General features: G+C 71.0%; 12 protein-coding genes. 7 read left to right on the top strand and 5 right to left on the bottom strand.

The genetic code is table 11. From position 1 onward, the window contains the following. Positions 1-6: 6 nt before the first annotated feature. Positions 7-1,197 (top strand): AMP-binding protein, encoded by a 1,191-nt coding sequence (locus tag HNR14_RS07460; RefSeq protein ID WP_179700544.1) that lies wholly within the window; start codon positions 7-9, stop codon positions 1,195-1,197. Between the two features lie 26 nt (positions 1,198-1,223). Further along, complete coding sequence (locus HNR14_RS07455) at positions 1,224-2,210, top strand: 1,4-dihydroxy-2-naphthoate polyprenyltransferase (protein WP_179700543.1); 987 nt, start codon at positions 1,224-1,226, stop codon at positions 2,208-2,210. Between the two features lie 22 nt (positions 2,211-2,232). Here the strand turns inward: HNR14_RS07455 and HNR14_RS07450 are convergent, their stop codons facing one another. Then, on the bottom strand, positions 2,233-2,595 hold the full coding sequence (locus HNR14_RS07450; RefSeq protein WP_179700542.1) for a DUF4229 domain-containing protein: 363 nt from the start codon (positions 2,593-2,595) through the stop codon (positions 2,233-2,235). A gap of 42 nt (positions 2,596-2,637) precedes the next feature. Between HNR14_RS07450 and HNR14_RS07445 the strand changes: the two genes are divergently transcribed. Next, a complete protein-coding gene (locus HNR14_RS07445) occupies positions 2,638-2,991 on the top strand; it encodes a PLD nuclease N-terminal domain-containing protein (RefSeq protein WP_021764959.1) in 354 nt (117 codons plus the stop codon). Further along, positions 2,984-4,807, top strand: a complete 1,824-nt coding sequence (gene menD, locus HNR14_RS07440) for a 2-succinyl-5-enolpyruvyl-6-hydroxy-3-cyclohexene-1-carboxylic-acid synthase (protein WP_179700541.1) — start codon at positions 2,984-2,986, stop codon at positions 4,805-4,807. The genes HNR14_RS07445 and menD overlap by 8 nt, the downstream gene beginning before the upstream one ends. Here menD and HNR14_RS07435 read toward each other — a convergent pair. Then, positions 4,797-6,203 (bottom strand): aldehyde dehydrogenase family protein, encoded by a 1,407-nt coding sequence (locus tag HNR14_RS07435; protein WP_179700540.1) that lies wholly within the window; start codon positions 6,201-6,203, stop codon positions 4,797-4,799. The genes menD and HNR14_RS07435 overlap by 11 nt on opposite strands. A 325-nt stretch (positions 6,204-6,528) precedes the next feature. Between HNR14_RS07435 and HNR14_RS07430 the strand changes: the two genes are divergently transcribed. Further along, entirely contained in the window at positions 6,529-7,443 is a 915-nt protein-coding gene (locus HNR14_RS07430) for an AraC-like ligand-binding domain-containing protein (RefSeq protein ID WP_051337083.1), read from the top strand. A gap of 84 nt (positions 7,444-7,527) precedes the next feature. Here HNR14_RS07430 and HNR14_RS07425 read toward each other — a convergent pair whose 3' ends face one another. Beyond that, a complete protein-coding gene (locus tag HNR14_RS07425; protein ID WP_425485049.1) occupies positions 7,528-8,976 on the bottom strand; it encodes an APC family permease in 1,449 nt (482 codons plus the stop codon). Positions 8,977-9,261: 285 nt separating this feature from the next. Here HNR14_RS07425 and HNR14_RS07420 point away from each other — a divergent pair, with 285 nt between their 5' ends. After that, positions 9,262-11,241, top strand: coding sequence for a primary-amine oxidase (locus tag HNR14_RS07420; RefSeq protein WP_179700538.1), 1,980 nt, complete (start codon positions 9,262-9,264; stop codon positions 11,239-11,241). Positions 11,242-11,292: 51 nt separating this feature from the next. Here HNR14_RS07420 and HNR14_RS07415 read toward each other — a convergent pair whose 3' ends face one another. Beyond that, positions 11,293-11,784 carry a hypothetical protein gene (locus HNR14_RS07415; RefSeq protein ID WP_179700537.1) on the bottom strand — a complete coding sequence of 164 codons (492 nt, stop codon included), beginning with the start codon at positions 11,782-11,784 and terminating at the stop codon, positions 11,293-11,295. A 185-nt stretch (positions 11,785-11,969) separates the two neighbouring features. Between HNR14_RS07415 and HNR14_RS07410 the strand changes: the two genes are divergently transcribed. Beyond that, positions 11,970-12,515, top strand: a complete 546-nt coding sequence (locus HNR14_RS07410; RefSeq protein WP_179702578.1) for an acyl-CoA thioesterase — start codon at positions 11,970-11,972, stop codon at positions 12,513-12,515. Between the two features lie 41 nt (positions 12,516-12,556). Here the strand turns inward: HNR14_RS07410 and HNR14_RS07405 are convergent, their stop codons facing one another. Continuing rightward, positions 12,557-13,927: an FAD-binding oxidoreductase gene (locus HNR14_RS07405; RefSeq protein ID WP_179700536.1), complete on the bottom strand. Its 1,371-nt coding sequence runs from the start codon at positions 13,925-13,927 to the stop codon at positions 12,557-12,559. Positions 13,928-13,950 lie beyond the last annotated feature (23 nt).

The following is a 13,950-nucleotide window of genomic DNA, read 5'->3' as shown; positions in this document are numbered from 1 at the left end:
AGCGACATGACACGGGAGGTGCGGGCTGTCGATGCCGGGCAGCCGGAGACGGTGTTCGAGGCGTTGCGCGACGCGCTCGTCGGAGCCGGGCCGGCCGTCGTCCCGAAGGAGGCGGCTGACCGTTCGGATGAGCGCGCCGCTGGTGAGACGGTCGCGCAGAACATCGCGCTCGTGATCGAGACCTCCGGGTCGACGGGGGTGCCGAAGCGCGTCGCGCTCTCGGCCGATGCCCTGCTCGCCAGTGCGGCGGCGTCCGCGGGAGCGATGGGGGGACAAGGGCAGTGGGTCCTCGCCCTCCCCGCCCACTACGTGGCCGGCGCGCAGGTGCTCGTGCGGTCCCTCGCAGCGGAGACGGAGCCGCTGTACTACGGGAGCGGTCACTTCGACGCGGGACGGTTCGCGGCGCTCGCCGAAGGACTGAGCCACGATCTGCGGTACACCTCCCTGGTTCCCGTTCAGCTGGCCCGGCTGGTGGAGGCGGCCGAGGGGGGAGCCCGAGACGTCGCGAGAGCGCTGCGGCGGTTCGACGGGATCCTCGTCGGCGGGCAAGCGCTCACCCCCGCTCTGCGCGAGCGGGCCGAGGAGGTGGGCGCACGCATCCTGAGCACGTACGGGTCGAGCGAGACCGCAGGGGGATGCGTGTACGACGGCGTCCCGATCGGGACGACCGTGGTGCGCGCCGTGGACGGCCTCCTGGAGATCGCCGGCCCGACGCTCGCCGAGGGATACCTCGGGGACGAGGGGCGGACGCGCGCCGCCTTCCACGAAGCGGGCGGTCACCGCTGGTACCGGACGGGCGACCTGGGTCGAGTCGACGACGGGCGCGTCACCGTGCTCGGCCGGGCGGACAACGTGATCATCTCGGGCGGCGAGAAGGTGCTCCTCGACGCCGTCGAAGAGGCGGTGCGCAGCATCCCGGGTTTGGAGGGTGCGGTGGTTGTCGCCAGCGACGACGAGGAGTGGGGACAGGTGCCCGTCGTCGTCGCGCCGGGTGGGAGAGAGCAACGGGACGACGAGAGCCTTCTGGGCGAGCTGCGGGGTCTCGTCGCGGAGCGCGTGGGCCGAGCAGGAGCGCCCTCCCGGATCGTCGCGGTGGCCGAGCTGCCCCTGCTGAGCAGCGGGAAGCCCGACCGGGTCGCGGCAGCCCGGATCGCGGCCGCCCGGATCGCGGCCGGCACGCGCGAGAGCGGGGCATAGGCGATGTTGTTAAGATTCGCACTGTGATGAGTGAGAACAAGCCCCGCATGCAGAGGATGGCGCCGCCCCCGGCGCGCGGACCGCGCGGAGGGAAGAGCGGGCGTCCCGGCGCCGCACGGGCGACCGCTGCGCGTCCCGCGACCGCGGCCGACTGGATCGCCGGTGCTCGCCTCCGCACCCTGCCCCTCGCCATCGCCCCGGTGCTCATCGGTGTCGGAGCGGCGAAGGTCGCCGAGGGGCCGGGCGTCTGGCACCCCGTGCGCTCACTGCTCTGCCTCGCCGTCGCCGTGCTGCTCCAGATCGGCGTGAACTACGCCAACGACTACTCCGACGGCATCCGCGGCACGGACGAGTACCGGGTCGGTCCCGGCCGCCTGACCGGATCGGGGAAGGCCGCACCCAAGAAGGTGCTGACCGTCTCCCTCGTGTTCTTCGGGCTGGCCGCGCTCGCCGGTCTCGTGCTCGTCATCCTCACGCAGCACTGGTGGATCCTGCTCATCGGCGCCGCCGCCATCGCCGCGGCCTGGTTCTACACCGGAGGCAAGCGTCCCTATGGCTACTTCGGCCTCGGCGAGCTCTTCGTCTTCGTGTTCTTCGGCCTCGTGGCCACCGCCGGCACCACGTTCATGCTCGCGGGAACGGTCAACCAGGAGGCCTGGTACGGAGCGGTCGTCGCCGGACTGATCGCGTGCGCCGTGCTGATGGTCAACAACATCCGCGACATCGAACCGGACAAGGCAGCGCGTAAGCGCACCCTTGCCGTCCTGATCGGCAACGTCGCGTCCCGGATCGTGTTCTGCGTGCTGCTGCTGGTGCCGTTCCTGATCGTGGCCTTGCTCGCGCTCTTCTACCCGATCGCGTGGTTCGGGATGTTCGCGCTGCTCGCCGCACTGCCGGCGTGCGCCATCACCCTGTTCGCGAAGACGTCACGGGAACTCATCACGGCGCTGCAGCTGACGAGCATCACTGGCCTGCTGGTCGGGATCGCCCTCGGAGTCGCGTTCGCGTTCTGACCGGCGCGCTTCGCCTGGCGGATCAGGCGGTCGGAGGCTTCGTACCCGCGTCGTGGTGATCCACGGAAGCGTCGACAGCAGCCTCAGCGGGAGCGTCGACAGGCGCATCCGTGCGGGCGGCTTCGGCGGAGTCGACGACAGCATCCTCGACCTCGTCGTCCTCCGACGGGACGGGCTTCTCGCGGTGACGGACCTCGTACAGATCGGACGAGACGGCATTGCGCGGCTTGCTCAGGAAGATGTACGAGAGGCACAGCCCGATCAAGGCGGCGGCGATCACCGACGCCCACCACACGATGCCCAGGACCAGCAGGATGGCGAGCGGAATCGCGAAGACCAGCAGGCGCAGGACGGTGTAGATCAACCAGGAGGGAATCCGCTTCACCCTCCCAGCTTAGAGACGGACTCTGAGAGTTACGATTGACCCATGGTTCGCCTCTGGATAGTCCTCGGCGTCGCAGCCGCGGTCTTCTACATCTATTCGGTGGTGGACTGCGCGCTCTTCGATCGACTGAGGGTGCGCGGCCTTCCCAAGCCCGTGTGGCTGCTCATCATCATCCTGTTCCCGGTCATCGGCGGGATCCTCTGGTTCCTCATCGGCCGCGGCCGACGTCGGGCGGGCGACCGTCGCCTGATCGCTCCGGACGACGACCCCGAGTTCCTCGGCAAGTTGAAGCTCGACCGTGACCAGGAAGAGCGCATCCGCCAGCTCGAGAAGGACCTCGCCGACCTCGACGACAACGGACCCGACTCCGACCAAACCGGCCGCCGGGATGGCTGACCCTCTCACCGCGGACTCCGACCAGGGAGTCCGCGACTCAGGCGCGTCCGTGCCCGACGCCGAGACGGCGACCGGCAATCCCGCCACCGACTACTCGACGGCGCTGCTGAGAGCATTCGTGCGCAACGGTGTCCGCGACCTCGTCGTCAGCCCCGGATCGCGCTCCCAAGCGCTCGCCCTCGTCGCGGCCTCGCTCGAGCACAGCGGTCACGCGCGACTGCACGTGCGGATCGACGAGCGGGTCGGCGGCTTCCTCGCGCTCGGCCTCGCCCGTGAGACCGGCGCGCCTGCCGTCGTGATCACGACGAGCGGTACGGCGACGGCCAACCTCCACCCCGCCGTGCTCGAGGCGCACGAGGCGGGCATCCCCCTCATCGTGCTGACGGCGGACCGCCCGGCCGAGCTGCGCGGCATCCGCTCCAACCAGACCACCCAGCAGGACGGCCTCTACGGCGTCGCCGTGCGCCTGTCGCGAGACGTCGATGCGCCCCGAGCCACGGATGACGCGGAGCGGATCGCCGAGGCCAACGCGGCGGAAGGCCTCGCGCTCGCCGCGGTACGCGCCGCCGTCGGCGCCGACACGGCCGACCCCGGTCCGGTCCACCTCAACGTGGCCTTCCGCGAGCCGTTGTCCGTCGCCGCCCCCGCGCTCCAGGGGCCGATCGACGGAGCGCTCCCCGCCACGGCGGGCCCCGAATCACTCGGCAGGCAGACGAGAGAGCTGACGGAAGGGCCGCGCACCGTCGTGGTCGCCGGCGCGGACGCGGGGCCAGCAGCAGAGGAACTCGCGCGCGAAGCCGGCTACCCGCTGCTCGCTGAGGTCTCCAGCGGAGCTCGGTTCGGGCCGAACCTGGTCGTCGCCTACCGCGAACTCCTGCGCGAGGAGGCGTTCGGCGCCCGCGTCGAGCGCGCGATCGTCTTCGGACATCCCACGCTCAGCCGGGAGGTCCCCGCGCTGCTGACGCGCTCCGACGTCGAGGTGATCGTCGTCGCTCCTACCGGGGCCCAGGCGTACGACCCGGGCCACCGCGCGTGGATCGTCGGAGGCGCGCGGCCGCCCGCGACGGTCGACCTCCGCTCGCCCGAGGTGCGCGGCTGGGTGGGCAGCTGGGTCTTCGCCAGCCGCCGGCTCATCGATGCCGCCGAGCGCGCGGCCGATCCCGCGGCGGTGGCGCCCGACGTCGACAAGGCCCGCTCGTACGAGCCGGCCGATGCTCTCGCGTTCGCGAAGGCCGAGCTCGCCGCGGTGCGCGCTCCCATCACGCGCCCGCTGCTGGCGGAGGCGCTCTGGCGCTACACCTGGCCGCACGACCGCCTGGTGCTCGCGGCCTCCCGCCTGATCCGCGACGCCGACCGGATCGTCCCGGGCAAGAAGATCCAGGTGCACTCCAACCGCGGCCTCGCCGGCATCGATGGGACGATCGCCACGGCGACGGGCATCGCGATCGCCAGCCAGGCCGCTGCGGCCGAGGCGGGGACCCCGTCCGGCGTGACGCGCGTGCTGCTCGGCGACCTCGCGCTCCTGCACGACGTGGGAGCGCTCCTCGGCGCGCCCGGAGAGGACCGGCCCCACCTGCAGCTGGTGCTCGGCAACGACGGCGGCGGGACGATCTTCGATGGCCTCGAGGTGGCCTCGACAGCCGGGACCGCGGCGTTCGATCGGGTGCTGTATACGCCGCACGAGGTCGACGTGCCGTCGCTGGCCCGCGCGTACGGATGGGACTACCGCGCCGCGCGGACGAAGGGCGAGCTCGATCAGGCGCTCTCCGCTCCGCCCGCGGGCGTCAGCATCGTGGAAGTGCCGCTCAGCCGTTGATGATCTGCGGCACGGCGACCGCCTTCAGGCCCTCGACGCCGAACTCGAGGCCGTAGCCGGAGCCCTTCACTCCGCCGAACGGGATCATCGGGTGGACTCCGCCGTGCGAGTTGATCCACACGGTGCCCGCCTGCACGCGTGCGGCGACGGCGCGCGCCTCGTCGCGGTCGCCCCACACGGAGCCACCGAGTCCGACGTCCAGTCGGTTGGCGCTGGCGACGGCGTCCTCCACATCGGAGTACCGGATGATCGGGAGTGCAGGGCCGAACTGCTCCTCGTCGACCAGGGCGAGGCCGTCAGCGACGTCGGCGACCAGGGTGATCGGGTAGAACAGCTCGCCGAGCTCGGTCGCGGGGGAGCCTCCTGTGACGATGCGGCCGCCGTTCGCCTTCGCGTCCTCGACGAGACGGTTCACGATGTCGAACTGCTGCTTGTTCTGGAGGGGGCCGAGCACGTTCTGCTCGTCGAGCCCGTTGCCCATCGGGGTGGCGCGGGCGACCTCGGCCAGCGCCTCCACCGTCGCGTCGTAGATCGAGTCGTGCACGTACAGGCGCTTGAGCGCGGCGCAGGTCTGGCCGGTGTTGATGAACGCTCCCCAGAACAGGTCCTGCGCGATGGCCTGCGGGTCGGCGCTCGGCAGCACGATGCCGGCGTCGTTGCCGCCGAGCTCGAGGGTGAGGCGGGCCAGGTTGCCGGCCGAGCTCTCGATGATGCGCCGGCCGGTCGCGGTGGAGCCGGTGAACATGATCTTGTCGACATCGGGGTGGCTCGCCAGACGCGCGCCGACCTCCCGGCCGCCCGAGACGGCGGTCAGCACGTCGGCGGGCAGGACCTCGTTGAGGACGCTCACGAGAGCCAGGACGCTGAGCGGGGTGTACTCCGACGGCTTGAGCACCACGGTGTTGCCCATGCGCAGTGCGGGGGCGAGTTGCCAGATGCCGATCATGAGCGGCCAGTTCCACGGGCCGATCGCGCCGACGACACCGATGGCGCGATAGTGGAGCTCGGCGTGCACCTCGCCGTCGTCGACGATGACCTCCGGCTCGAGGGCGACGGTCGCGGAGGTCCGCAGCCAGGCGGAGCAGGCGCCGATCTCGAAGCGCGCGTTCGGGCCGTTCAGCGGCTTGCCCTGCTCGCGGGAGAGCAGCTCAGCGAGAGCCTCCGCGTTCACGTCGATGGTGTCCGCGGCGCGCAGGAGGATCTCCGTGCGGGCTTCGTGGCCGAGCGCCTCCCACGCGGGCTGTGCTGCGCGGGCGCGCGCGATCGCGGCGTCCAAATCGTCGACGCTCGCCTCTGGGGCACGGCCGATCTCGACTCCGGTGGCGGGATCGTGGATCGGGCGACCCGATCCTTCCGGCGCGCTGACGCGGGCGAGCAGTTCGGTGTAATCCGACATCGGGTCTCCTCCAGTGGAACGGTCCTCGCCCCAGTCTCCGACCGGGAGGGCCGGAGACGCTTGACCGTGCACGCACGGCCGATGACGAGCGGTGCAGAGCTGTCGGGCGCGGGTGCCGGAGAGGTGGACAGCCTCGTTCTCTGGCAGCCCCGCAGGGCGGGGTGATACGATCCGCATCACGGATCGTATACAAAGTCGTCCCCGGTCCGCAGTGAGGTCGATCGTGCTCATCGCCCAGCAGCAGGCTCCCCAGTCGTCGCACCAGCCGGCGCAACCGTCGCAACCGTCGCCGTCGCGCTCAGAGAGTCGAGTGGCGTCCAGTGCCATGCGCGACTTCAGCGCGTTCCGCACCGCGGTCTCCGAATCGTTCGTGCCACTGCACGTGACCAGCGACCGGCCCGACCCGTTCTGGGGCCGCATCCGGATGGCCACCGCCGACACCGTGCACGTCTCGGAGGTGAGCGCCTCCCAGCACGTCGTCGAACGGACCCCCGAGCTCATCGCGCGATCCGACCGCGACTACTACAAGCTCAGCATGATGCTCTCGGGCACCGGGCTGCTCATCCAGGACAACCGGGAGGCGTTCCTGCGCCCCGGCGACCTCGCCGTCTACGACACGCACCGGCCGTACTCGCTCGTCTTCGACGACGACTTCCGCACCATGGTCGTGATGTTCCCGAAGCACCTCATCGACCTCCCGCGCGAGCTCGTCGCACAGCTGACCGCCGTGCGCTTCGATGGACGCTCGGGCGTCGGCGGCATCATCGTGCCGTTCCTCGCCCAGCTGGTCGGCAACCTCGACCAGCTCTCCGGGCCGACCGGCACCCGGCTCGCGCACAGCGCGCTCGACCTGGTGACCACGCTCTTCGCCGACGAGCTCGACGCCCGCACGGAGACGATCGACCCGCACCGCGCGCTGATGCAGCGCATCCGGATGTACATCGACGCGAACCTCGCCTCGACCGATCTGGGGCCGACCCAGATCGCGGCCGCGCACTTCATCTCCACCCGGCACCTGCAGGGCCTGTTCCAGGAGCAGAGCACGACGGTCTCGGCGTGGATCCGCACTCGTCGGCTCGAGCGGTGCCGACGCGACCTCGTCGACCCGCTGCACGCCGACCAGTCGGTCGCATCCATCGCGTCGCGGTGGGGGTTCGTGGATGCGGCGCACTTCAGCCGGGTGTTCAAGGCGGCGTACTCCGAGTCGCCGTCGGACGTGCGGGCCGCGGCGCGCGCCTGAGCGGGGCCGGCCGGCACACGCGGAACGGGGCGCCCTCCGTGGAGAGCGCCCCGTTGCCGTGTCGCGTCGTGCCGGTCAGCCGGCTCAGTCGTCCTCGGCGCCGAGCTCGGGAGCTCCAGCCTCCTCGGTCCCATGGCCGATCTGCGCGTAGACCTTCGGGTTGCGGCGCTTCAGTGCCATCCCCCAGAACACCCCGATGATGCCAGGGACGATCACGATCGCCGGGAGGATGAAGGTCGTCGCGCTCGGCGGCGCCGTGGGGTCGCTTGTGAGCAGCGTGTTGAAGTAGACCAGGATCAGCACGAAGACGACGGTCAGGGCGACGCCCGACACCACCGGTGCGATGATGCGCTGCCAGGGGCCGAGCCCGCGCCCGTCGCGCCGGAAGAACCCGATCACCGAGAACGACACGATCGCCATGAGGAGCACCAGCCCGAGCGCACCGCTGTTGGTCAGCCACGAGAAGAGGGTGAGCACCGGGAACAGTGTGGCCGGCGCCCCCTCCGGCGGCGTCCATCCCGTGCCCGCGATGGCGAACGCCACGATGACGACGGCGGCGAGGATGGTCTGCGTGACGGACCCGGCCCAGGGTGCGCCGCTGTGCGCACGGATGCGCGACAGCCAGTTCGGCAGCACGCCCTCGCGTCCCAGCGAGAAGAAGTACCGGGCGACGGCGTTGTGGAAGCTGACGAGGGAGGCGAACAGGCTCGTGATGAAGAGCAGCTGCGCGATGTCGCTGACGATCACGCCGACGTGCGAGGACAGGAAGTTGAAGATGAGGTCGGGGCCCTGTTCCGTGGAGGCCCTGATGACGGCGCTGGGACCAGTGCCGACGGTCATCGCCCAGGAGGAGAGCGCGTAGAAGATCGCGATGACGGCGACCGCCGTATAGGTCGCGCGGGCGACCGTGCGCTTCGGATCCTTCGACTCCTCGCCGTAGATCGCCGCCGACTCGAAGCCCATGAACGCGGCGATGCCGAAGGCGAACACGGCGCCGATGCCCGGCACGAAGAGCGAGGACGGGCTGAGCGCCTCGGGGCTGACGCCCTCCGGCGCGACGATGAACGAGACGATGTCGTAGACGATCACGACCACGAACTCGAGCGCGACCAGCACGCCGAGCACCTTGGCCGAGAGGTCGACGCGGTTGACGCCGAGTACCGCGATGAGGGCGATGCACACGAGCACCGGGATCCACCACGGCACGTCCCAGCCGAACTTGCTCGACAGGAGGGAGGAGACCTGGAAGCCGAACATCCCGTACACGCCGATCTGCATCGCGTTGTACGAGATGAGGGCGACGATCGAGACACCGACGCCGCCGGGCCGGCCGAGGCCTTGCGCGACGTACGAGTAGAACGCGCCCGCATTGGTCACGAACCGGCTCATCGCCGCGTAGCCGACGGCGAAGACGGTGAGCGTGACGCCCAGGATGAGGAACGACAGGGGGACGCCGAGCACGCCGGTGACGGCGAACGTCGTGGTGACGCCTCCCGCGAGGACGGTCAGCGGCGCAGATGCCGCGACGATCATGAAGGTGACAGCGGGGACGCCCAGCCGGCGGTGGGCGGCGGTTCGCGTGCCGACGGCGGTGTCGGCGGATTGGGTGGAGGTCAACGGATTCTCCTCGATCGGTGCGCAAAGAAGGAAGAACTCGGGAATGCGCGATTGCTGACGATTGAATCGGTTGACGGCCCCGAGGGGTTGGCCTGCGACGCAGACCGGTTGTCTGAATCGGAACGTTCGGCCGGCCCCGCCTTCCTGGCCGCGGCGCCGAACCCGGATACTGAACGGACGAGCTCGACGTAAGGAACACCGATGTCCCACCAGCACACCTCCACCGTCACGGCGCCCACCGAGGTCCGCCATCCCCTCGACGCATTGACCGCGCAGGAGATCGCCGACGGCCGCGACATCCTGGTGGCGGCGGGGCTCGTTGGGGAGACCACGCGGTTCCCGTCGGTGCTGCCGGTGGAGCCGTCGAAGGAGGCGGTGGCCGCGTTCCGGGACGGGGATGCCATCGACCGCCGCATCCTCTTCGTGCTGCTCGACACCGCGACCGGCGCGTCGGCCGAGGCCATCGTGTCCGTCACCACCCGCGAGCTGGTCGATCACCGCCCGCTGGGCACGGCCGAGGCGCCCTACGGCCAGCCGCAGTACCTCTTCGAGGAGTACGCGCGCGCCGAGGAGATCGCGAAGGCCTCGCCGGAATGGCAGGCGGCCATGGTCCGGCGCGGGCTCGGAGACCGGATCGAGCTGGCCTTCTGCGCGCCGCTCGCGCCCGGCTTCCACAACCGCGCCGAGGAGACCGGCCGCCGCGTCATCCGGTCCCTGACCTTCCTGCGCTCCACGCCGACCGATTCGCCGTGGTCGCATCCGGTCGAGGGGCTGATCGTGCACATCGACCTCACGACCGGAGCGGTCCTGCGCGTCGAGGACGACGGCGACGTGCCGGTGCCCGAGCTCGACGGCAACTACGACGCCGCCACGATCGGCGCGGCCCGCACCTCCCTCAAGCCCATCGAGATCACCCAGCCCGAGGGGCCGAGCTTCCGCGTCGACGGCCAGCACGTGGAGTGGGAGAACTGGAAGCTGCGCGTCGGCTTCAACGCCCGCGAGGGGTTGGTGCTGAGCCAGGTGACCTTCCGCGACGGCGACGAGGACCGCTCGGTGCTCTACCGCGGGTCCGTGCCCGAGATGGTCGTGCCCTACGGCGACACCACCTCCACCCGCTTCTGGATCAGCTACTTCGATGCGGGCGAGTACCTACTCGGCAAGAACGCGAACACGTTGACCCTCGGCTGCGACTGCCTCGGCGTCATCCACTACTTCGACGGTGTCGTGGCCGACGACCGCGGCAACCCCGTGACGATCCCGCAGGTCGTGTGCATGCACGAGGAGGACTACGGCATCCTCTGGAAGCACACCGACCTCGACGGCAAGACCGAGGTGCGCCGCTCCCGCCGGCTCGTCATCTCGTACTTCTCGACCATCGGAAACTACGACTACGGGTTCTTCTGGTACCTCTATCTCGACGGCACGATCCAGGTGGAGGCCAAGGCCACCGGCATCGTGTTCGCAGGTGCGGGCGTGCCCGGGTCGACCGACCCGCACGCGCCCGAGATCGCGCCCGGCCTGTTCGCGCCCGTGCACCAGCACCTGTTCTGCGCGCGCCTGGATGTCGCCATCGACGGCGCTCGCAACTCGCTCTCGGAGATCGACGCGGTCGGCATCCCGATGGGTCCCGACAACCCGCACGGCAACGCGTTCACGTGGACGAACACGCCGCTCGCCAGCGAGTCGGAGGCGCAGCGGCTCGCCGACCCCTCCCGGGCGCGGGTGTGGGAGGTGCGGAGCGCGGACCGGCGCAACGCCGTCGGCGCCCCGACGGCCTACCACCTGCTGCCGCAGCCGAGCGCGACGCTGCTCGCACAGCCCGAGTCGACCGTGTGGGGGCGCGCGACCTTCGCGACCAAGCACCTCTGGGCGACGCCGTTCGACCCGGCCGAGCGGTTCCCGGCCGGCGACTACCCGAACGCGCACGCCGGCGGCGCCGGGCTGCCCGCGTGGACGGCGGCGGACCGCTCGCTCGAGGAAACCGACCTGGTGCTCTGGCACGTCTTCGGGCCGACGCACATCCCGCGCCCCGAGGACTGGCCGATCATGCCTGTCGACTACTCGGGCTTCCACTTCAAGCCCTACGGCTTCCTCGACCGCAACCCGGCGCTCGATCTGCCGGACGGCGCGGCCGGCGGTACGAGCTGCTGCGCGGGCGGGGAGTGCAGCTGCGAGCACTGAGGCGGTGACGGGTCGGCGGGGCGTCCCGTCGACGCCGTCCGGCCTCGTCCGTCAGCGCGGGAGCAGCATCCCGGCGGCCATGATCGTCAGCGCGCCCGCGGCGACCACGGGAAGGGCGCCGCGCGCGAAGCCGACCCGGCGCGCGTGACGCACCGCCAGCAGCGGGCAGAGGGCGGCCAGCACCGCGACGGTGACCGGGAGGATGAGCGCGAGCCCGTCGGCGTGACCCGCGTGGGCCGCGGCCGTCGTCGACTCCGCCCTCCCGTGCGTGTGGAACAGGTCGAGGACCACCATCAGGGCCATGGCGAACGGTTCCACGGCGAGGTGGGAGGATGTGCCGGTCCGCGTGCCGCGTGCGCGTCGTGCCGCTGCCGCGCATCCCACGGCCACCGCGACCAGCGCGGCCGCCCACGCGAGCGGAGGCACCACCGGGAAACCCGCCCACATCGCGGCCGTCGCCAGGAGGGACAACACGGCGACGGCCGTCGGCAGCGCGAGGGCCGGAGCCGGAGTGCGGGCCGCGCGCGCCGGAGCGGTGGTCATGCTGCGACGCTACGGGAGTGGCCGCGTGCACGTCTTTCCCGGGCGCGCACGGTGGTTGAGCGTGGCGGAACGGTGTCGCGGGTGAAATCGCACAACACGTGAATACCGGGGCGGGAACCGGTTTGGAGATCGGACACAACGATTGCGCGAGATCGTTGGCCGGTGGCTACTCTGGCTCGGTGCACATGATCTTCCGGACGATGCTCCACTTCTGGCTCTCCCGCTTCGGACCGCGGCTCGGACACTGGGATGTGGCCCGCACGACGTTCCGGGTGATGCCGACCGACCTCGACATCCTGAAGCACATGAACAACGGGGTGTACCTGTCGATCGCCGACATCGGCCGCTTCGACCTGCTCAGCCGCAACGGAGTGTGGGCGGTCTTCAAGAAGCGCGGGTGGTACCCGGTGGTGGCGTCGGAGACGATCTCGTTCCGCAAGTCGCTGGAGCTCTGGCAGCCGTTCGTGGTCGAGTCGCGCATCCTCGGCTTCGACGAGAAGGCCGTCTACGTGGAGCAGCGGTTCACGGTGGACGGCGAGATCTACACGCAGGCGTTCATCCGCGGCCGCTTCCTCAAGCGCGGTGGCGGCATCGTGACGATCGACGAGCTGCTGGAGGCCGTGGGCCCGGCGCCGAGCGATGTGGCCGTGCCCCAGTGGCTGCTCGAGTGGGGTGCGGATGCGGCGCTGCCGTCGACCCGTGCGGCCGCGCCCAGCGTCTGGAACGAGTGACGCCGAGCGCGGCCGGGCGCAGCCGCTAGTGAGGCTCGCCGCTAGGCGGGGCCGAACGGGAAGACGCGCTCCGGGTCCCACTGGGTCCGGGTCTCGGCGAGCCGGTCCGCGATCTCCCGCGGCCACATGCGATCGAACTCGGTCGGGTCGTTCAGATCGGTCGCCCAGTTGATGTTCGTCACCGGTGAGACGCGGTCGCCGAGCACGGCGGCGATCGCCTCCGCGTGAGCGGGCGCGGCTTCGGCGAAGGTCGCCGGGTCGGCCGCGATCGAGCTGAACGTGTGGGTGCTCGCCCGGCCGCCGACCGCCGTGCCGTCCGCCGGGTCGCGGTGGGTCGCACCGCCGAGCTGGCGCACCTCGACCGCGAGGAACGGCGACTCCGCACGCGGGCCGATCAGCGGCAGCAGCGCCTCCGCCAGCTCCCGATCGAACGAGTCGAGCATGTGCCCGCGGATCCAGCTCGGGCCGCCCACCTCGGGGTCGTTGTGGATGGTCGCCACCGCCGTCGTGGGCATCTCGGCGACGAAGTCGAGGTAGACGGGAGCCGCGGCGCGCATCGGCGCGAAGAGGCGCTCACCCTCCTCGGCGTCGCCGGGATACGCGAACCGCACGTTCAGGAGGGACCGCCCGCGGAGGGGCGGCGGCGGACCCTCCACGTCCGGGATGCGCAGGAACGCCACGGACGTGGTCGCCTCCTCGGCGAGGCCGGCCGCCCAGTCGGCCCAGGCGCGGAAGGCCTCCTCGATCGCGTCGCCCTCGAAGAAGACGCTGCCGCCGTACAGGCTGGAGAGCGGGACGAGCTCGAGCGTCATCTCGGTGACGACGCCGAGTCCGCCTTTGCCGCCGCGCAGGGCCCAGAAGAGTTCGGGATGGGTGGTGTCGTCGGCGGTCACGAGCTCGCCGTCGGCGGTCACGAGACGGAACCCCCGCACCCAGTCGGCGGTGAAGCCGTGACTGCGGGCGAGCGGGCCGAGGCCGCCGCCGAGCGTGTACCCGACCGCTCCGACGCTGGTCGACGAGCCGGTGACCGGCGCGAGCCCGTGCTCGGCGGTCGCGGCGATGACGGGTGCCCAACGGAGGCCGGCGCCGATCCGTGCGCAGCGGGAGGCGGCATCCACGTCGAGCAGGTCGAGGTCGCGGGTGATCAGCAGCAGGCCGCCGGAAATCGGAGCCTCTGACCCGTGGCCGGTCGCCTGGATGCGCAGCGGCAGACCGTTCGCGCGGGCGAAGCGCACGGCCTGCACCACGTCGCCTTCGTCGCGGGCGGCGACGAGGATGTCGGGGTCGTGACGGATGGTCGGGTTGAAGCACGTGGCTTCGGCGGCGAGGCCGTCGTCGCCGCGGAGGAGGACGGTGCCGCGGACGGATTCACGCAGCTGCGCGACGAGTTCGTCGTCGAGTTCGATTCCCATGGCGCCGAATGTAGGGGAGTCCA

It is taken from the genome of Leifsonia naganoensis, assembly GCF_013410615.1.
GTDB lineage: Bacteria > Actinomycetota > Actinomycetes > Actinomycetales > Microbacteriaceae > Leifsonia > Leifsonia aquatica.
This window is presented reverse-complemented; position numbering and strand designations above follow the sequence as displayed.

Coding starts and splice junctions, on each gene's coding strand:
- HNR14_RS07420 (WP_179700538.1), top strand. CDS start 9,262: ATGTCCCACCAGCACACCTCCACCGTCACGGCGCCCACCGAGGTCCGC.
- HNR14_RS07415 (WP_179700537.1), bottom strand. CDS start 11,784: ATGACCACCGCTCCGGCGCGCGCGGCCCGCACTCCGGCTCCGGCCCTC.
- HNR14_RS07435 (WP_179700540.1), bottom strand. CDS start 6,203: ATGTCGGATTACACCGAACTGCTCGCCCGCGTCAGCGCGCCGGAAGGA.
- HNR14_RS07445 (WP_021764959.1), top strand. CDS start 2,638: ATGGTTCGCCTCTGGATAGTCCTCGGCGTCGCAGCCGCGGTCTTCTAC.
- HNR14_RS07455 (WP_179700543.1), top strand. CDS start 1,224: ATGAGTGAGAACAAGCCCCGCATGCAGAGGATGGCGCCGCCCCCGGCG.
- HNR14_RS07410 (WP_179702578.1), top strand. CDS start 11,970: ATGATCTTCCGGACGATGCTCCACTTCTGGCTCTCCCGCTTCGGACCG.
- HNR14_RS07460 (WP_179700544.1), top strand. CDS start 7: ATGACACGGGAGGTGCGGGCTGTCGATGCCGGGCAGCCGGAGACGGTG.
- HNR14_RS07405 (WP_179700536.1), bottom strand. CDS start 13,927: ATGGGAATCGAACTCGACGACGAACTCGTCGCGCAGCTGCGTGAATCC.
- HNR14_RS07430 (WP_051337083.1), top strand. CDS start 6,529: ATGCGCGACTTCAGCGCGTTCCGCACCGCGGTCTCCGAATCGTTCGTG.
- HNR14_RS07425 (WP_425485049.1), bottom strand. CDS start 8,976: ATGATCGTCGCGGCATCTGCGCCGCTGACCGTCCTCGCGGGAGGCGTC.
- menD (WP_179700541.1), top strand. CDS start 2,984: ATGGCTGACCCTCTCACCGCGGACTCCGACCAGGGAGTCCGCGACTCA.